The organism is Butyrivibrio sp. FCS006, from assembly GCF_000424525.1.
GTDB lineage: Bacteria > Bacillota > Clostridia > Lachnospirales > Lachnospiraceae > Butyrivibrio.
The window spans coordinates 1-20,307 of record NZ_KE384205.1; the positions used below are offsets into that span (position 1 = coordinate 1).

Genomic DNA, 20,307 nt, shown 5'->3' on the forward strand with positions numbered 1-20,307 from the left:
AATAATTGCAGACTGCTGCCAGAGAAATGTTGGCGAGTTTCTCAATGGCATCCGGGGCAGTTTTGTCAGCATAGTACACAAACATCTCCATTATATTTTTGGCATTATCCTGCGCCAGTTCCTTTGAACTCTTTGCAAGAGCATACTCTGCCCATCCTATGCCTCCTTCTATCTGCGACCTGATACCCTTTTCAAAGGCCTTATCTCCAGCGGCTTTCATAGCCTGCTGGGTTATACCGCTAAAGAATCCCTCAAGCTTTTTAGCACACCACTCTCCAAACTCCTGAAGTTTTACTCCTTTCAGCCATTTTTCGACTTCATCTGATAGCCATGACTTGAATAAGGTAAGTGACAGATCTCCGGTTGCTGCCAAAACAGATCTGTACACATCACCCTTTACCTCTTTCTTTCCATGGAAATAATGATTTGAGAATGCATACAACATATATGCAGCTACTACATATCCCATAGCTTCAGGTTCAGGCTTTTTCTTGCCTGTCATATACTCTCCCAAAGCGTCTCTTACAGCACCAGTTAAAACCTTCCAGAACGAATCTACTTCAATATCTGTTCCGGGTTCAGCTCCCAGACCAATGTACTGGCCGACATATTCACAGAGCATATTCTTAAACGGGTTGATAAAGGCCGCTGCTATCTTGCCATTCGCTCCAAATTTAACCTCCAGAATAACCTGAACAGCATAATCACCAGCTTTAACCAGGGCACTTGATACCACAACGTATTTATCGCAGAGATTGCCGAAATCAGTATTGACTCTGGACTCTTCCCTATAGAATTGGACACCCAGAAGCAGGACATAGCTTCTTACAAACCTTATGTCAGATGCAGAGTAATACTCTATATTGCTGAGCATGATCTTAAGGTTAGGGTTATTATCTAATCCAAATTCTTGTATAGCTTTCTTAAGGCTCTTCAGCTCCTCTTCTCTGATGGTGGCCTCACTTGCAGGCTTTGGTCTCTCACCCCAGAACTGAATTGGAATATCACCGTCAAAGTTTGTACCATCTTTGCCTTTGTAAATGAGCTTCATCTTAGCTTCATAGGGCTTGCCAAACATTGGAAGAGTACACTTTGGATAGAAGAAATATCCACCTGAAGTGGTGTAATCTATCCAGTACTCAAAGTTCTCCTTGAAGGTATTTCCATACTTACCCTCATCATCAGGATCCTGGCAAGAAAGGCTTGGATTCTTAAATATCTTGGCTTCTCCTGTTCTTGAATCTGCATAGCAGACAAGGACTTCAAAGCTCGATGGCATGATTGGAATATCACCGGGCTTTGGATTATCCTCTGCCACGGTGCTGACCTGGAAGAAGTCATCCTTAAAGTATTTGGTGTTGGGCACAACCGAAAGTCCATCAGGATACAGCTCCACATAGAATTCACTGTTTGTTACGGAGCCATCCTTAAACTTAGCTGACACACCTATTGTCTTTATGACCTTATCCGCAATAATGCCATTACCCTTTTCCATCTCATTTGAGAGGTTCCGGATAACTGCATAATAGCCGCACTTGTACTTCTCTTCCTTCTGATAGGTCACGTCAAATTCAGGTCCGGCATCAAAGTCTATGTCTATAGGATCTTCCACCGCGTCCTTAATGTAGAACATGACTTTTTCTTCGCCGCCCGCACCTGCGATAAATACAGCCTCACCGGGCTGGTTGCTTTCAAGCCAGCTTGAACCATCATCACCAAGCTTCGGATAGATAATATAAGGCTTTTCACCCACAATGTTGAATACAACATTTCTTGTGAAAACGCCGCCTTCTCCCGTGAACTGGAAGGTTACTGTGCCCTTGCTCTTTTCAACTTCCTTTGGCGCCACAACACTGGCAGCCTCATAACCGTTAACGGTCATGCCTGCATCCGATACGATAAGTGCATCAGTCATGGACGAAACGCTTATCTGGCTGGTAAGCTTCTCGTTGGTAAAGACTCTTTTATCCCAGGTTGTCTCCTCAATTCGTGCATAAACAAACTTTTCTTCATCTCCGCGCTTGAGAGTGTCACCAAAGTCTTTATATACATACATTTTGTATGTAGATCTCTTGTCTTCTTTCTTTTCTTCCTTCTTTTTCTCTTTCTTCTGAGATTTCTTTTTTCCTGAGCCCTTGGCTGCTGCCCCTGCAGCGCCAACTGCTCCTGCTGCCACTGCAGCCCCTGCTGCTCCTGTTCCAACTGCCCTTGGAAGCTCCTCATCTATTTCAAGCTCCTCGAAGGGATTTTCAAAATCCTCAGGGAACCATGAATCATCGGATAACCAGGAATCATCATCCTCTGTAGATGGTGTAAAGTCATCGCCTTCCACAATGTCAGTTGAAATGTCTGTACCCTCATCCTCACCGGCTGTGCTAAGGGCATTGGATGTTTCAGCCTCCATGGCATTGTTAACTTTATCAATGTTGATAACCTTAAACCGGTAGTATATCTTGGCATTTACCACTGTCTCGGTATATTTGTTGTCAAATCTCATCTTAGCCAGAGCATCAGCATAGATCACATCATCATCTTCGGTGATTGTGTATATCATTCCCGAGCAGGAGCCATCACTAAACTCTTCAGGCCATGAATATTTTTCGCATCCATCAATCCACTTTTCGTTTTGCCTTGCAGGATGAACATTAGTATAAAAAGCTACAGTCTCACTAGTCTCAACAGCCCATTGCGGGTCATACTCCGGGTCATTCATGCAAAGACACCCCTTATTTCCACGTGGTCCTATCGTCATATAACTCAACGAGGAAATACTGACTGTATCTCCGGTATGGGCATTAAGCTGATATACAACCGTAACTACATCGCCTTCAGTCTTTTCTTCAAGCCTGGTAATCTGCCATTCATCATCCGTATAGAGCTTGAATCCCATAAGAAGCCTGGGGCTAAAGGACCCTTGTACTTTACGGGGTGTTTCCGATCTTCCTTCACCGGAGTAGTATTGATCCATACAAATCCAATTCCGATTTCTGTCATGAATCGGTTCATCAAGCTCATACATTCCCTCATTGTGCCAATAGGCATCAAAAGGCAGATAAGCCCAGAAGTCATTATTAAGACCACCCAGCTCCAAGTAAGATGTTTCTCCACTTGAACTGGTGTATTCCACATCCAGAATTGTTCTGGGATCATCTTCAGTATTTACCTGCTTTGCCATGGAAGGAATGGCAGCGTAAATAAACAGGACAAGTCCTGCTGCCACTCCTGCAAGTATTCTTTTTGCAATCAAAAGCTCTTTTCTCATCAGATGCCCTCATATGCTCCGGTTATGGTGTAGCTCTTATCATCATTACCTTGCCGATCTCGGTGTCGCCGTTATAAACCGGGCCAATGGCATAGTCAAAACCATTCTTTGAAACAAACTTGTTGATCTTACAGTTAAGATCAGAATTGAGACTGTAGACATCCATGGAGGTTTGCTCCTCGTCCCAGTCCCCCTCAAAGGTCATGGTCACCTGAGAGTTGTCTAAAAGCTCCATCTGGTCACGAGCATCTCCCGGATACTGGTACCTTGCCTTTGTATTTAAAAGAACTGTCAGCTTATATCCCATGTACTGGACATCTGCATCAGAAATGACTATCCTGCACATCTCTTTACCGTCTACAGGGGTTTGGGCATAAAGTAATGATTTCCACTTTCCGCCAAGGCCCCAAAGTTCCTTGTAGGGTGTTCCGTCCTCAGGGAAGCCATCGTCGTAGAACCAGTCAAAGTCCTGAATAACTACATCCTGGTCCGGACCGGTAATACTGGGAGTAATAGAGCCAGATGCAGTCTGGGAGTAGTCTCCGGCAGTATCTTCGCTTGCCTGTGCTGCAGTGCTCTGATCAGCCGTTTGAGCAGGGCTCTCAATAGCTTCCTGGGCCTGGGTTTCTGCTGCCGTCTCAGTTGCTGCGGTAGTATCAGCTGCCTGCTGCTGCGCATTTTCAGGCATTACTTCTGAGGACACTTCAGTTATCTGATTATCATCCTTGTCTGACTTTCCACCGATAAGGCCTGCCTTTTTCGCAGCAATTCCCGCAATCACAATTATGGCAACCGCCAGAACTCCGGCTGCAGCCATGATTATGGTCTTTGTATTACCAGACATCCCTGAACCTCCTGATGTTCCGGCAGGTGCTGCACTTTCCTGCTGTGCCTGGTAATTTGTATTTGGTGTTGGAGGTGTCGGAGGAATTGGTGCACTCTGTACCTGGGGCGCAGGTGGAATGCGATTTCCCTGAATGTTTGGCTCCGGAGGTATAGGCTTAGCTGAAGGCTCCGGGACTCTTGGAATAATCTTTGGCCCGGAATTTCCTGCTCCTTTACCTTCTCCTGCTGCGGGCGCTATCTTTGCTCCGCATTCTTCGCAGAAGGTGCTTCCATTAGGTATTCTTGCTCCACAACTTTCACAAAACATAGGCACTCCTTTTTATGCGATAAATATGATCGTTACTATTGCAAAACCAAGTGCAACTCCTCCAAGAAGGCTTGTTATCTTCCCATCCTGTGAGGTTCTAATTCCATTTATCTTCTTAGCTGTCAGGGACTGAGCTATCCTGTATATCCAGCCATCCTTTTGTCCCACTGCCTGAAGAGCCACAACTGCTCCAGCTATTCCTGCCATGGAAGTAATGGCGGAAACATTATTGATTCCCGCAAAAGCAATATATCCAAGTCCTCCAAGAAGGATTCCCACTATGAAAAGAGGTATACTCTTCTTTTCCTCTGACTTTTTGAATATACCTGCTGCCCCTTTGATGGTGTTAGGGATTCCTCCGGAAAGAAGCGATGAAAGCATTACGGCCACAGTGCCCTTTCCTGCTAGACCACCGATAACGCCAAGACCATCTCTGTCATATCCTCCCTCTCCAAAGGTCAGGAAGGATAAAAGATTCGTCACCGAATCATCTGAATTCCTGTTAATGCCACAGACAATCCAGACTGCTCCAAGGGCAATGGCCAGTATCAGATTTTTAGGTTTTATCAGAGTTCCGAATATTCCACCCACGAAAGACAATAGACTCTTAAATATGGTGTCAAAGGGCGAAGTTACGGCCTCTACTATATCTTCTGCAGCGCTTGTGGCTGCTCCGATAACCTGACTCGCTCCCTGAACAGGGGCCATGTCAATTAGTTCCCACTCTCCTGAGGTTGTAGGGGCTGTTAAATCCCCAAGCTTCAGGACCTCTGCAGCACTCTTAATTGTCTGACCAATATTCGGAGCCTGCATCTGGGCAGGCGCAGGAGCACTGCGTTGCTGAGCCGGACTATTCATTTGCGTCTGCACAGGTGCACTCTGAGGTGCTCCCTCATTTTGTACATTTGCATTTTCTGTGAATGTTTCCAGCTTAGTCCCGCACTGTCTGCAGAACTTAACTCCCGGATTTAGCTGTGCCCCGCACTCAGGGCAGAATTTCAATTGTTGCGCCATAAAAACCTCCTGGATTCATCAACAAATCATGTTACTTCTTGTAAAAAATCACATTTAAAGGCCCTTCGTCAGTTCTGAAGTACATGGGTATTCTTTCGGGGGTAACGGTATTTATTCCAAGGGTTACCGAACCATCCTCATGAACCAGGGCCATATCCACCACTACTGAAGCATCTTCAGTGCTGAGCCTGAGTTCATGGGCCGCATCATATCGCACTTCAACGCTGCCTCCGGGTGGAAGAGGTCCTGAAAGGAAGACATATGTAAGCTCCTGCTTGCCTTCAGGAAGACCCAGAAGCTCGGCCAGTTCGCTGTCAAAATCTGCAATTACAGTCTTGTCATCTCCATTAAATTCCATAGTGCCGTGGTCGGAGACAAATACCCCATTATGGGGATCAGGAGCAGGTGTATCAGGCTCATAGGGCATGTTAGGTGAACCTGCCCCCACGCATCCGGTCAACATTGTCACGGCTAAAAGTAATGACATTACTAATGCAATACCATTTCGTCTGCTTAAAGTTCTTTTCATAAATGCGATCCTCCATAGTCATTTCATTCCATCGTGTAGGTATCCGTGCATCCAAGGCCGGAAACGATAAGGGTCTTTTGGTCCTCCGAAACAGACATCAAAAGTCCCGTATAGAAATCATCCTTGTACTCCAGCAGATAGGTGCTGTTCCCGAGAGGCATCACGTTGTATTCCTCTTTCGAGCCAAAGCTGTAGGTCAGCGTTGCCTTGGCATAGGTAGCGTCATCTGAATAATTGATGATATCGATGGTCATCACCGTTCCATCGCCGTAGGGCTTTCCGCTAAGGGGCTCCACATCGTCCTTCCGCTGCTTTTTGCTTCTGTCCCAATAGCCCTTTTCACCTACCCAAAAGCCGTCTGCGGTGTAATTGTTCTTCATAAGGCAACCGGTGAAATCCACGTAGTAGTACATGCCGTCGTCCTCAACCCATACATTCTTTGCCTGATTCCCGTCAGCCAGGGTATAGATCTTCTCGCCGGACTCCAGGATATCCCATGTTCCTCCGGATATTGCGTAAGTTGCCGGATTATACTCGCTATCGGAAGCCTGCCCATCATCTCCCATCAGGAAAAGAGCTGCATCTGCCCCGGTAGTCATTTCCGAAACTCCGGAAGTACTCTGATCCCCAGAAATGGCATCTGCAGTGCTGTCTGCCAAAGAAGCTTCCGCTGCTGCCTCTTGTTCTTTCTCTGCACCAGTCTCAGCCGCTGTTTCCTGGGCTGTTCCTGTCTCGTTAGTTTCTTCAGAAACCGTGGTTTCCTGAGGATCCTGAGGTTCCTCCGATTTTTCTTTTCCCGCAAGCGAAGAAGAGCATCCTCCCAATATCAGGATGATGCTCAGAGAAATGGCTATAACTCGAACCTTTCCCTGGAATGATGACCTACCATGCATAGCAAAACCTCCTATGTCGAATTAAATCCCCATTATTAAACTGATTATTCTTTACTGCACCTTTCTGGTGAGGGCAATTGTGCCGTGATAGTCCATGTTATCTGAGCCCGGATCGTATGCACCTATGGCATGCTGCTCAGAGCCTGCAGTCAAAAAGTTATTAGCACTGATCTGATGGCCATTGCCGTCGTCCAGCTTAAGGAACATTCCGTCCGGATAGTAAACTCCCGTAAGTACTGCTTTAGTGCCATCGTTCACCGGAGTCCAGTTGCCGTTCGTATCCTGGTATCCGACCAGAATGAGCGTTGCTGTTGCATCAACGGTTGGGTCCAGGTTGTTAAGGGCATCAATAAGCTTATCCGTTGAGCCATCACCCTGAACTCCCGCATTCTTGGCTTCGTCGCTGTCCTTGAATGCCTCGTTTGCATAAAAGTCCGCAGCCAGCTGTGTGTCCACATCGCCGTACTGCCCAAGCATTCCGCCGTTGTCCTTACATTCTATGCTAAGATTCATCCAATAGACTTCCTTGACTTCCGAAGAATAGTTGCCCTGTATACGCCAGGTGCAAACCTCCCAGATACCCTCAGCAGCATAAGGATCGCTAAAGGGAACCTCTACGCTCTTATCGTAGTCAGCGGTCTTAAAATACCAGTAAAAGTCATCAACTGACGCTGTTCCAGGAGCTGTAAAGCCGGCATCAGACTTCTGCATCACAAAAGCCTTCCCGGGTCCGATTTTCTTGGAACCGCAGCCTGCAAGGAGGACAACCGCTAACATTACTGTCAACATCAATTTGATAGTCTTTTTCATCATAGCTTCGCTTTCCTTTCGCGATGTTCTCCCCAATAATACTTTTGAAAAAAGTAACGCCAAATCATACACTTATTAATATTTTATCAACACTTATGTACCAAAAAGGTGTGACACCCTCTTTGTCATTGACAAAGAAAATGTCACACCTCAGGCTTCCCATTCAGCTACCTGCACAAAATCTTATCGTTATATTTATGCTATGGCATCCTTCATACTCTTTACGTATTCTCCCACATACTTTGGAGAATCCTTACCGTACTTCTCGATGATCTTGATTATTGCGCTTCCGACTATGGCCCCGTCCGAAATACCTGCCATCTTCTTAGCCTGCTCGGGTTTTGAGATTCCAAAGCCGATGGCACATGGAACATTGGTGTTCTCCCTGATGGCTTTTACGATGCTCTCGAGGTCCGTTTTGATCTCGGTCCTGGTTCCTGTAACTCCGAGGCTTGATACAACGTATATAAAGCCCTCAGCGTCCTTTGCTATCTGAGCTATCCTGTTCTCCGATGTGGGTGCGATCAGCGATATAAGATCTACACCGTACTTCTGACATACAGGGTGGAACTCCTCCTTCTCCTCATAGGGAAGATCCGGAAGGATAATGCCGTCTATTCCGATCTCGCTGCAGGTCTTAATAAATCTCTCTGCTCCGTAGGAAAAGACAACGTTGGCATAGGTCATAAATACCATGGGTACACTTACGTCTTTCCTCAGCTCTTTTACCATGTCAAAGATCTTGTCTGTGGTAACGCCTCCTGTCAGCGCACGGAGATTAGCTCCCTGAATTGTGGGACCTTCTGCTGTGGGATCAGAGAAAGGAATACCCAGTTCTATAAGGTCTGCGCCGTTTTTTACCGACTCTTTTACAACTTCCACTGTAGTCTCTAGGTCAGGATCTCCGCAGGTTATAAATGCGATAAATGCTTTTTTATTTTCAAATGCTTTTCCTATATTACTCATTGATATTCTCCCCTCTGTACCTTGCAATGGCTGCGCAGTCCTTGTCGCCTCTTCCGGATATTGTTATTACGATTATCTTGTCCTTGTCCATAGTTGGCGCTATCTTCATGGCGTGTGCCAAAGCGTGGGATGACTCTATTGCAGGGATGATTCCCTCTGTTCTTGAAAGATACTCAAAAGCATTAACTGCCTCGTCATCAGTTACAGGTACATACTGAGCCCTTCCGATATCATTCAGATATGCATGCTCAGGTCCAATTCCCGGATAATCAAGTCCAGCTGATATGGAGTAAACAGGGGCAATCTGGCCGTACTCATCCTGGCAGAAATAGGACTTCATTCCGTGGAATATGCCAAGCTTACCTGTCGCTATGGTAGCTGCTGTCTCGAAGGTATCTACTCCTCTTCCTGCAGCTTCGCATCCGATCAGCTGAACCTCTTTATCCTCAATGAAGTTATAGAAGGTTCCGATGGCGTTGGATCCGCCTCCGACACATGCCATAACAACATCCGGAAGTCGTCCTTCCTTCTCAAGGATCTGCTCCTTGATCTCTTTTGAAATAACAGCTTGGAAGTCTCTTACGATGGTTGGAAATGGATGTGGTCCCATAACAGATCCCAGACAGTAATGAGTATCGCTTATTCTTGAAGTCCACTCTCTCATGGCCTCAGAAACTGCATCCTTAAGTGTTGCAGTTCCTGTTGTTACAGGTACAACCTCTGCTCCAAGAAGCTTCATCTTGTACACATTGAGCGCCTGTCTCCTGGTGTCTTCTTCTCCCATAAAGACAACGCACTCCATGCCCATAAGAGCTGCTGCTGTAGCAGTTGCAACGCCGTGCTGACCTGCTCCTGTCTCGGCAATGAGTCTTGTCTTGCCCATCTTCTTGGCAAGAAGAGCCTGGCCGAGAACGTTGTTGATCTTGTGGGCACCTGTGTGATTGAGGTCCTCTCTCTTAAGGTATATCTTGGCTCCGCCCAGGTCCTTTGTCATCTTCTCTGCATAGTAGAGTCTTGATGGTCTTCCTGCGTACTCATTGAAAAGAGTCTCAAGCTCTTTATTAAATTCCGGATCATTCTTGTAATGGTTGTAGGCCTCTTCCAGCTCTATAACCGCATTCATAAGTGTCTCCGGTATGTACTGTCCGCCATGAATTCCAAATCTTCCGTTCTGATTACTCATAATATTTCTCCCATAAACTGTCTCATCTTTTCAGGGTCTTTAACCCCGTTTGTCTCAATTCCCGAACTGACATCCACCGCAAATGGATGAAGCACCTTTAGTGCCTTAGCCACGTTTTCCACCCCAAGGCCACCTGCCAGAAAGTACGGCTTATCAAACTCTGCCTCCTTTATCAGCTCCCAGTTAAATGTCTGCCCCGTGCCTTTTCCGGAATCCAGAAGAAGGTAATCGGCGCTGCTCTTTTTAGCTCTTTCCAGGTCCTCTTTGCTCTTAACAACAAACGCTTTGATGATAGGAGCATCACCTGAAAGTTCCCGAAGCCTTGCGATATATCCCTCATCCTCACTTCCGTGGAGCTGCGCTATGTCTATGACCTTGTCCTTTAAAAGAGCTGCAACCTTCTCCGGCTCTTCATCCACAAATACGCCGACTTTTTTTATCTCGGGTAAAAGAGCTTGTCCCAGCTTTTTCGCATCGTCTCTTGATACATTCCTGCTGCTCTTTTCCCAGAATACAAAGCCCGCAAAATCAGGTTTTAGCTCATTGGCCGCCTCGATGTCCTCTATTCTTTTCAGTCCGCAAAACTTGATCCTTGTTTTTCTCACAAAAGACTCTTAAGCTCCTTTAACTTCTGACTCTTATCCGCAGCTCTCATCAGTGTCTCTCCAACTAGAGCCGCATCAGCGCCCATGTCTTTTATTGCCTTTATATCTTCGGGTCCCTTAACTCCCGACTCCGACACAAACAAAATATCATTCGGTATCAGAGCTCGAAGCCTCTTACTGTTTTCAGTATCAACGGAGAAGTCCTTTAAGTTCCTGTTGTTTACACCGATGATCCTGGCTCCGGCTTCTATGGCCATGTTTACTTCTGCTTCATCGTGGGCTTCTACCAGTGCCGAGAGCCCAAGTTCGTCGCAGATGCCGATATATCTTTTAATCTCGCTTACAGATAGTATCGAGCAGATAAGAAGTACCGCTGATGCTCCAAGGACTGCTGCCTCATAGATCATGTACTCATCCACAACGAAGTCTTTTCTGAGGCATGGAATACTCACCTTAGAAGCTATCTCAGAGAGATACTCATCCCTCCCAAGAAACCATTTGGGTTCTGTGAGAACGGATATTGCATCAGCTCCTGCCTTCTCATATGAAAGAGCAATATCCAGATAAGGAAAGTCCTCTGCGATTATGCCCTTTGAAGGAGATGCTTTCTTGCACTCACAGATAAAAGATATCCCGTCTTTCTTTAAGGCTTTTTCAAAGGCGAAGTCTTTTTTGGGAAGTGAAAGAGCCATTGCTTTTACTTCATCAAGACTCCTAATCTCTTTTTGTTTTTTAACTCTTTCTCTTGCGTATTCTGCAATCTCATCCAGAATCGTCATCTGTTGCTAACCTCGATTATCTTCTCAAGTGTGCTTGTTGCTGCTCCTGATTTAATAAGCTCTTTTGCAAGCTCAACTCCTGCCTTAAATGACTCTGCCTTACCTGCGATGTAAAGGGATGCTCCTGCGTTTAACAAAACTGCATTTGTCTTTGGTCCCTCTGCTCCTGCAAGGATGTCTCTTGTTATCCTGGCGTTTTCTTCAGGTGTTCCGCCAACCAGGTCGTCCTTGGTGCAGCGCTCAAATCCGAAGTCCTCAGGCTTTATCACGTAGGTCTTATACCATCCGTCCTTGATCTCGCAGATCTTGGTGTCGCAGCTCATTGAGATCTCATCGAGCTTGTCCATTCCATATACAACCATTCCTCTCTCAACACCGAGGCTTACAAGAACCTGAGCCAAAGGCTCAACCAGGTACTCATCATATACTCCAAGGAGCTGCATCTTGGGTGATCCAGGATTTGTAAGTGGTCCTAAGATATTGAATACGGTCCTAAAGCCCAGCTCTTTTCTGATGGCTCCTACATACTTCATTGATGTGTGATATTTCTGAGCAAAGAAGAAGCACATTCCTGCTTCCTTTAAAAGCTCTATGCACTTCTCAGGATCCTGCTGGATGTTTACTCCAAGAGCCTCAAGGCAGTCAGCTGTTCCGCACTTACTTGAAGCTGCTCTGTTTCCATGCTTGGCAACCTTCACTCCGCCTGCAGCTGCAACGATTGCAGATGTGGTTGAAATGTTGAAGCTGTGTGCGTTATCTCCGCCGGTTCCTACGATCTCAAAGATATCCATTCCCGTATCAACCTTGGTGGCGTGATCTCTCATGGCAGCTGCGCAGCCTGCGATCTCATCTGTAGTTTCTGCCCTTGCACTCTTTGTTGAAAGAGCTGCCAGGAAGGCTGCGTTCTGAGTGGGACTTGTCTCTCCGCTCATGATCTCATTCATTACCTGATAAGCTTCGTCATAGGTGAGGTCTTCTTTGTTTACGATTTTTACGATTGCTTCTTTGATCATTTGGTCATCCTCCTTTTTGGTCTGCCAAAGATCTTTTTGTAAACAAAAAGTCCCTGACAGAAACTCTAATGTTCTGTCAAGGACGAATATACTTTATCCGCGGTGCCACCTTGATTTCTCGGGTTGTCCCAAGCGCTTTGAAGGATACTAACATATCCCCGGCAACTGACGTATGCCTTCACGTCGCAGAATACTAAGATGCATATCTTTTCACTGCGCCCTCTGTGGTCCATTTGATAACTTGTTTCCTACCCGTTCTCAGCAATCCGGGCTCTCTGTGCGGTCATGATCACCTTTATCTCCACTTCATCGGTTTGAAGTATTAAATTATAGAAATAATAGCATTGCATAATTATGCTGTCAATACATTTTTACATTCTCATTGCAACTTCATATGCACGCCATATTACGGTCCTTAAATTACCTACCTGCTTGCAGTCTCCGATGAAATCCATGTTGCTGGTTCTAACATCGTCGCTGATGACAGGATTGGGAACATAGCCGGCTGAACTGATGACTGAGTCGCACTCTATGCGAATCTCTTTTCCATCCTTATCTGTGCAGATGATAGCCCCATCCAGAACCTCTTTGAGCTTTGTCTCAAGGTAAACAGGAATGTTGTGAAGCGCAAAGTACTCCCTGAGGTATGAGCTGTTGGCAAGGCATACACCCTTCTGGGATACCAGGTCATCTTTCATCTCAACGATGATGGGCTCTTTTCCCCAGAGTGCGAGCTCATAGGCAATCTCACTTCCCGTGAGACCTCCGCCGATAACTGCCACCTTCTGACCAACATCTTTTCCAAGAAGGAAGTCACAGGCTTCTATCATCTTCTCATGTCCCGGAACGCCACTGAGAATCCTTGGCTTTGATCCGGTTGCAATTATGATGTCGCTCTTTCTTCCGAACTTCATAGGATCGGTTATCTCAGTGTTAAGATGAACTTCGATTCCCAGAACATCCATCTGCCTTCTATACCATCTAAGAAGGTCCCTGAGCTTGCCCTTATAGGACTCTGAGCTTGCTGCTATGAAGGTTCCGCCGAGGACATTGCTCTTTTCATAAATGACGGGATTGTGGCCTCTTAGCTTAAGTACTCTTGCAGCCTCCATTCCGCCGATTCCGCCGCCCACGATATGAATAGTCTTGGGGTGCTTGGCAGGTTTGATGAAGTGCTTGTCCGTCTGCATGGTTTCTGCGTTTACTGCACATCTTGCAAGGTGCAGGGAATCAGCAAGGTCCTGATCGTTGGGAACGCCCTTGTAGTGGCACATGTTAAAGCATCCGTTGTGACACAAAATACATGGCCTTATATCATCTTCCTTGTCATTCATGAGCTTGGTAACCCACTCGGTATCTGCAAGGAAAGGTCTTGCAAAGCCTGCTCCGTCCAGCTCTCCGCTTGCAACTGCATCGGCAGCAACTCTCGGGTCAAGCCTTCCTGCGCAAACGACAGGTATATCAACGAACTTCTTAAGGTTCATAACATCTTCAAGGTTACAGTTCTCCGGCATGTAGATCGGAGGATGTGCCCAGTACCACGCGTCATAGGTTCCGTTGTCGCAGTTGAGCATATCGTATCCTGCATCCTGAAGGTATTTCGCAGCCTTTTTTGACTCCTCAAAGTCTCTTCCGACTTCCGTATAGTCTTCTCCGGGAAGGGCTCCCTGACGCATTCCCTTGGTCTTTGATATCACGCTGTAGCGAAGGGAAACAGGGAAGTCTGCTCCGCACTGTTTCTTGATCTCCTGAACTATCTCTACCGCAAAGCGATATCTGTTTTCAAAAGAGCCGCCATACTCATCTGTCCTCTTGTTGACATAGGGAAGCGTGAACTGATCAAGAAGATATCCCTCGTGAACAGCATGGACTTCAACACCGTCAACTCCTGCTTCCTTTAAAAGCCTGGCACTCTTTCCAAAGGCAACTACAAACTCTTTTATCTCCTCTTTGGTCATCTCCCTTGAAGGAAGCTTGTCAGACCATCTGTTGGGAGATGGACTTGCGGAAGCTGTGATCTTATCAAGATCCATAAAGGGCTTACTCAGTACTCTCAGCGCCGGATTGTTGTAGAGCTTCTCCATCATGGCACTTACGGTAAAAGACCTGCCGAAGCCCGCCGTAAGCTGTACAAAGAGCTTGGCTCCCGTCTTGTGAAACTCAGGCATCCAGGCTGCAAGGTCCTGATACATCTGCTTGTTGGTATAGAGCCACTGTCCGAACATCGGATTGTAAACGGGCTGACATCCCGGAAGCACAAGGCCTGCGTTGTTCTTAGCTACGTTTAAGATAAAGTTCGCACCTTCCTTATCGAAGTGGTTCTTCTCCATCCAGCCAAACAGATCCGTTCCTCCCATAGAGGTAAGAACGATCCTGTTCTTGATCTCACAATTTCCTATTTTCCATGGTGTAAACAGAGGTTTTAATCTCTCATCCATTTTTATGATCTCCCGGTTTATTCAAAAAACTCTTTTATAGCCTGTACTTTTCCCATTCCGGCTCTTCGCCCAAGCTGATAGACTCTCTCAAGTTCGTTTTCATCCTTTTCCACTGGGCTTATGTTTAAAGGTTCTTTTGGTCTTACAACAAGAATTTCTCCGCTTTTTTCTTTTTCCCTGATGTATCTCTTTTCTTCATTGTACATCAGATGGCGCTTTTCCATACACTCAATCATTCTGGGATATTTTCTGAGCATAACCCTTACAAGAGGCATGAACTTCTGCTGGCCCTTAACATAGTCCCCGGGCTGAGTCTCAATGACAAGGATCCTGTCATAGCCCTTATCTTCCATGAACTTAAGGGGGATTGAATCCGATGGTCCGCCGTCAAGATAAACACTGTCTCCAATATGTACAGGTCTTGAAACAAGAGGCATTGAGGCAGATGCCTGAATCCATTTAAGATCCTCTTTGCCCCCGTCTGTACATTTGTGATATGCAGGCTTACCTGTTGTTATGTCAGTAGCCACACAGTAGAATTCCATTGGGTTTTCTTTAAAGGTCTTTACATCCCATATATCAAGCTTATAAGGAAGCTCATCGTAGCAAAAAGGAACGTTGTAGATATCTCCTGTAAGAAGGAGTGATCTTATGCTGTGGTATCTTTTGTCGTTGCAATATTTCTTGTTGTACCTTACTGCTCTTCCGATCTGCTTTGACTTATAGTTTATTCCAAAGGTTGCGCCGGCTGAAACTCCGACTGCTCCGTCAAAATCAATTCCGTTCTCCATAAGGACATCGATGACTCCGCAGGTAAACATCCCGCGCATCGCGCCGCCCTCCATAACCAGTCCTTTCTTCATACAGTGCCTGTTCCTCTCAAAATCGTTATCTTATATTATATTACAAATTGCAGCAAAAAAGCGAGCCATTAAGCTCGCCATGATACATATCGTTAAATTTCATCATGCTGCATTCTTGGAAATCGTACGTGCGATATATCTCTTGCAGAAATAAGAGATTGGCTCAACAAATCTGTTAAGCACGATAGCAGCTCTCATGATATTCAACTCGTTGTTGTCATAAGACATATGATCGTTTTCAAGTTTGTAGATCAGCTTCTTGACTCTCTTATCGTCTGCACGGCTGATACCTTTTGCCTCAAGATCGTACAAATATTTTACAACCTTGTTCCTCTGCCTCTTGTTCATCATAACCGCAAAGGTCCTCGGATAATTCTCCTGTAATCTGAATAAACCAGTTGTGAGCATAAAACTTTCCTCCCATAATTCCGAGAAATATTATCATATATTTTTGTGAACAAACTGTGAAAAACCAGACCTAAAACACAAAAAAATAAGCCGGGGCAATTTGCCCCGGCATAAAGCCTTGAATTCAGAGATCTTCAGCCATTGAATGGTTGCTGACTGTAGTATAGGTGATGATCATATCGTCGTAGTCACCGGCTCTTGTTCCGATGATCTGTGAGTTTGTGCTTCCGCCGTGGAATATGATTCCTGCGTCCGCGATGTTTACGGCATCAAATGCAACTGCTCTGCCGTTCTTCATGAATACGCTTCTTACTCCTACGCTCTGGATATCAAACTTAGAGAAATTTGTAGCGCTTACTTCAACGCAGTCGCCGATGTCCTTTGTATCAAGTGAAACGGATGTGTATGCGCATCTGTCAGTAGGATTTATTGAATACTCATACTCATAAGCTCTTGCATTTGCAATCTCTTTGTTTAAGAACTGTCCGTAAAGGATGAACTGCTGACCTTTCTTAACCGCATCAGAATAATCATTTACCTTCTTAAGAACGTTTCCTGATCCGTCCTTGGCAACAAAGTCTGCACTGATTGAGATATCGGAACCGGTGTTGTTGGTTGCAACCACGACATAATATGTGCACCAGCCGATACTGTCGGGGATCAGATATTCATCATCAATAGTGACAACGCCCTCATTTTCTACAGTTTCAGCAGCATATGAAATTTCAGCGGGAATAAGATTGGAATTATGGCCTGATAAAAGAATTATTGTCATCCCCAATGTTAATATACAAGCAAAAATCCTTTTCATCATAACCTTTCCCTCCGAGAACTTTTTAGATAACAGGTCCACCTGTCATGCTAATATTATCGCCGAAAACATGCGTGTTTGCCATAAGCGCAGGCGTTATTTAATTCTCTTTTTAGAAAGGTCTAATTCTCTTTAGAAACTATTTGTATACCACAAAGTACCCGCCAAAATCATCCACATTATAAGCGCTTAAATCGCCAAAAAGTTGCAGCTGACTACTTGCAACAACGAAGATATCATCTTCATATTTTTCATCCGTCACATCCTCCGGAAGCTCAAAGATAAAGTTGCCAAAGGACTTTGCAATCCTGAATTCCGCATAAGGATCTTTATACTCTACAGTCTGATAGAAAGTATAAGGATCGTAATTTGTGTAATAAAGCGCCAGCATAAAGGGTGATGAAAGGCCTTCGTAAGTCGAATGGATCAATCTCTTATCCTCCGACACCTCATAGGCTCTTTCAATGGCATTACCATAGCCGGGCATGTAGATGCTAAGAGCATAATAGCTGTAGTCCGTAAAGTAATCCTTTGTAAAAGACAGCGCTCCTATCAGCAAAAGACCTGCAGCTGCCACAAATAGGCTCTTTGCATGCTCCAGGATAAATCCCGTACCAATGACAAAGAAGAATATGCAGGGAATAAAAAGACAAACCAGTCTGTTTATGTCAGGAATGATCATTACATCGAGTACGACAGAACCAATCACAGCTGACATAAAGAGCATACTTCCGATCTTGTACTGAGGCGTAAGCTCACCCGATTTGTCTTTCCCCGTAATAAGGTGCTTAACACTTATGAAAAGACCTATGAAAGTAATCGGGAACGTGAACTCAAACAGTGATGCATATCCGGGATAAAAATGCGCAAGAGTAAACTTATCAGACCCAATGGAAACTCCCAAAATCATAAGCTTTAAGTTGTTTAAAGCTTTACCGAAAAACGCTCCGTCAAATGATATGAACGCTTCTCCCGTTCTTGCGGCAGTAAACTTGTTAAAGCAGATAAAGTCTGTGACTATTTCGGGAAGCCCAAGGTAATTAACTGAATAAAACAGCATAAGAGGCGCGAACACCACCAGGAAAGTCACAAAGGAAGCAATGACATCTCTCCAGGTAAGAATCCTCGTCTTTAATCCATATGCGCACAGGCAAAGAAGAAGAATCGGAACTACGATTGTAGAAGCCCCGTAGCTGTACATGCAGACAGCAAAAGCTGCTGCGCTAAGGCAATAAAACAAGCCCTTTTTCTTCTTGACTCCCAGCATGAACAGCCAGAAGGAAAGCATCATGTTAAAGGGCATAATGTTACAGTCAAGACTCCATCTTGAGAGGATCACATGCCATGGACAGATTGCAAGGAAAGCTGCTCCAAAGAGTGAAAGCTCATTCCTAAATCTCCTGCCCTCCAGAGTGATCCTTAGCACCGCATATAAAAGAGCTACCGTAAGAATTCCGCATACTGCCGGGATCATTCTCAGGTTCCTGATCGAGGGTCCAAACAAAGAGATTGAAATGACATTCAAATAAATAAGCAGAGGACTTCCACCGCCGCATCCCCAGGTTATAGGGTAAATGGGCCAGTGATATCCGTTCCTGTCGATGCCAAATGTCGCAAGTGTATAAGCATCATAGCCGATAGACGCCTCATCCTGCTGAAGCCCAAGGGGAATCTCTCCGAGTTTGTACAATCTGATGACAGCTGCAACTATCATGATCAGCAAAAAGATAATACCGGATGCCCTGTCAGAGATGCCCGGCCTTTCATTCTTCCTGCCCCTGAAATACAAAAATACAGCTGCCACACCCATAAGGATGTAAGCAGCTGTAGCTATATAGTTGTAATAATCGATTACTCGCATTATGATACTTCCTTTTTATCTGGCATGCATAGCAGCGTTCCAGTCAGAGATACCCATATAGGATGCAGCTCTGCCAATGTAAGCACCGGCATTTCCGCCATTCATCTGCTGGAAGAACTCCCAGGAAAGCTTACGTGATCCGTCCGGCCTTGTAAGGCCAAGTGACAAGCCCTGCGCCATCTCAACAGGATAATCGGTCTGCCTGTTGAAGGTTATAAGCTTGATATACTGATTGGTAACGCATCTCTGATAAGCGTATACAATGGCTGCTGCCTGCGCTTCCTCTCCCTGAGTTGAAGAATATCCAACCTCAGTTAAAAGAATCGGTCTCACAGCGCCCTTACTGTTTCTGAAAGCCGGCTGACACATGTAATCTGTCAGCTGCTCTATATTTTCCATCGAAATGAAAGGAGTGTCAATACTGTGGGTGATCATCGACGGGTTCTTGGGTGTCCAGAAGCTCGTCCAGTTCATGGGATAATTATATGGGTGCTCAGCAAGACACCAGTCGATATTGCCCTGTGCTGTGATGCATGCGTTAAAGGCATCAAGCATGCTTCTTGCTGAAAAGTAAGATCCGTTGTGGATCCTGGTCCAGTTCTGATCAAGGCTGATGCATACGTAAGCGTTGGCATTTCTGCTCTTGATTGCATTGTAGCAGACTCTGACAGAATCTGCATAGAGCTGTGCATAGGTCATCTGATCCGTAACACTTGAATAGTTCCAGGCATTCTTTGCATTTATCTCATTGGCAATAACCCAGTTATCAACCTGTCCGCATCCGTTCTTGCCGTTATATCTGCTGGCAAGGAAGGAAACCACAGCCTCAAGATATTCAAGTCCGTTATCCTCTGAGGTATTCATGAGATAGTAAGGTGCTCTGCCGATACCTCCCCTTGCTGTGGGTGATATCATGAACTCTTCACCGCGTGAATAGGGATTGAGAAGAACCATGGTCATGCCCATTCCCTGATTTGTGCTGGTCCTTACGCAGTGGTCATACTGACTCATATAAGCGGAGTCAAAGTAATAGGTCTTACCGTTGTATCCGTACTGAATACCGCCGTTTCCACCTATGACATCAGTGAGATTTATGTTGTAAGCTCCCTGCTGAACACCGAGCTGAACAACTTCCGTATTACCGTTTCCGATCTTGGCACCGTCGAGAATAAGGCCCTTTTTGCCGTTATTCTTCCTTGCCTGGGAGCCTCCTCCTGCAAGAGCTTCAGGATTGGTTATATATTTGGCTCCTGCCACAGCAACAAATGCTCCACCCTGCTTTACAGCAACCTGGAACTTGTCATAGAGTCTGCAGCTTGTGGTCTGATAGCCCAGTGGCACAGAAAAAACTGCGCTTCCCGAAATTGGAAGTGATGCTATGGGAGCTCCTACCGGTGCGCCCTGATACGGCTTTTCTGCAAAGAGATAGAAAGCTCCGTCGTCACTGTCAGGAAGGTCCGACGCAGAAACATTAACTATTACACTCTCTCCGGAAATAGAAACTGAATTGATGGTAACTGCACCTTTTCCTGCAGCCTCTGCCTTAACAGGCACAGAAGAAAAGACACTTAGAGCAAGGACAGCCGTTGCGACTGCCATGGAAAGTGACGAAAAGATTTTCTTATTCATGTAACCCCTCATTTCGAATTTTTTAAATTCTACAGTATTTTTATGATACCGAAAAATAGACGAAATATCAACAACCCCGGCTCTGTGGAG

General features: G+C 45.5%; 17 protein-coding genes. All 17 read right to left on the reverse strand.

Annotated elements, in window-relative coordinates; genetic code table 11:
• Positions 1–3,262, reverse strand: a 3,262-nt coding sequence (locus G633_RS18665; protein ID WP_035771654.1) for a hypothetical protein, incomplete at its 3' end; no start/stop codon positions are given.
• A 22-nt stretch (positions 3,263–3,284) separates the two neighbouring features.
• The gene (locus G633_RS0114690) at positions 3,285–4,415 is read right to left on the reverse strand and encodes a zinc ribbon domain-containing protein (protein ID WP_026520368.1); all 1,131 of its coding nucleotides are present in this window, start codon (positions 4,413–4,415) and stop codon (positions 3,285–3,287) included.
• A gap of 12 nt (positions 4,416–4,427) precedes the next feature.
• Positions 4,428–5,429, reverse strand: a complete 1,002-nt coding sequence (locus G633_RS0114695; RefSeq protein WP_081664811.1) for a zinc-ribbon domain-containing protein — start codon at positions 5,427–5,429, stop codon at positions 4,428–4,430.
• Between the two features lie 31 nt (positions 5,430–5,460).
• Complete coding sequence (locus tag G633_RS0114700) at positions 5,461–5,958, reverse strand: hypothetical protein (protein WP_155828828.1); 498 nt, start codon at positions 5,956–5,958, stop codon at positions 5,461–5,463.
• Positions 5,959–5,981: 23 nt separating this feature from the next.
• Positions 5,982–6,851, reverse strand: a complete 870-nt coding sequence (locus G633_RS0114705; protein ID WP_026520370.1) for a hypothetical protein — start codon at positions 6,849–6,851, stop codon at positions 5,982–5,984.
• A gap of 51 nt (positions 6,852–6,902) precedes the next feature.
• Positions 6,903–7,628 (reverse strand): hypothetical protein, encoded by a 726-nt coding sequence (locus G633_RS0114710; RefSeq protein ID WP_155834976.1) that lies wholly within the window; start codon positions 7,626–7,628, stop codon positions 6,903–6,905.
• 228 nt (positions 7,629–7,856) lie between these two features.
• On the reverse strand, positions 7,857–8,627 hold the full coding sequence (gene trpA, locus G633_RS0114715; protein WP_026520372.1) for a tryptophan synthase subunit alpha: 771 nt from the start codon (positions 8,625–8,627) through the stop codon (positions 7,857–7,859).
• Entirely contained in the window at positions 8,620–9,810 is a 1,191-nt protein-coding gene (gene trpB / locus G633_RS0114720) for a tryptophan synthase subunit beta (RefSeq protein ID WP_026520373.1), read from the reverse strand. The genes trpA and trpB overlap by 8 nt, the downstream gene beginning before the upstream one ends.
• Positions 9,807–10,415, reverse strand: coding sequence for a phosphoribosylanthranilate isomerase (locus G633_RS0114725; RefSeq protein WP_026520374.1), 609 nt, complete (start codon positions 10,413–10,415; stop codon positions 9,807–9,809). Before G633_RS0114725 ends, trpB begins: the two co-directional genes overlap by 4 nt.
• Positions 10,412–11,194, reverse strand: coding sequence for an indole-3-glycerol phosphate synthase TrpC (trpC, locus tag G633_RS0114730; protein WP_026520375.1), 783 nt, complete (start codon positions 11,192–11,194; stop codon positions 10,412–10,414). The genes G633_RS0114725 and trpC overlap by 4 nt, the downstream gene beginning before the upstream one ends.
• Positions 11,191–12,207: an anthranilate phosphoribosyltransferase gene (gene trpD, locus G633_RS0114735; RefSeq protein WP_026520376.1), complete on the reverse strand. Its 1,017-nt coding sequence runs from the start codon at positions 12,205–12,207 to the stop codon at positions 11,191–11,193. The genes trpC and trpD overlap by 4 nt, the downstream gene beginning before the upstream one ends.
• A gap of 371 nt (positions 12,208–12,578) precedes the next feature.
• Entirely contained in the window at positions 12,579–14,645 is a 2,067-nt protein-coding gene (locus tag G633_RS0114740; RefSeq protein WP_026520377.1) for an oxidoreductase, read from the reverse strand.
• A 17-nt stretch (positions 14,646–14,662) separates the two neighbouring features.
• Entirely contained in the window at positions 14,663–15,508 is an 846-nt protein-coding gene (locus G633_RS0114745) for a patatin-like phospholipase family protein (RefSeq protein ID WP_022767444.1), read from the reverse strand.
• A gap of 102 nt (positions 15,509–15,610) precedes the next feature.
• The gene (locus G633_RS0114750; RefSeq protein ID WP_026520378.1) at positions 15,611–15,916 is read right to left on the reverse strand and encodes a hypothetical protein; all 306 of its coding nucleotides are present in this window, start codon (positions 15,914–15,916) and stop codon (positions 15,611–15,613) included.
• A 124-nt stretch (positions 15,917–16,040) separates the two neighbouring features.
• Complete coding sequence (locus tag G633_RS0114755) at positions 16,041–16,730, reverse strand: hypothetical protein (protein WP_026520379.1); 690 nt, start codon at positions 16,728–16,730, stop codon at positions 16,041–16,043.
• 136 nt (positions 16,731–16,866) lie between these two features.
• Complete coding sequence (locus tag G633_RS0114760; RefSeq protein WP_026520380.1) at positions 16,867–18,588, reverse strand: ArnT family glycosyltransferase; 1,722 nt, start codon at positions 18,586–18,588, stop codon at positions 16,867–16,869.
• A gap of 15 nt (positions 18,589–18,603) precedes the next feature.
• A complete protein-coding gene (locus tag G633_RS0114765; protein WP_026520381.1) occupies positions 18,604–20,217 on the reverse strand; it encodes a DUF5722 domain-containing protein in 1,614 nt (537 codons plus the stop codon).
• Positions 20,218–20,307 lie beyond the last annotated feature (90 nt).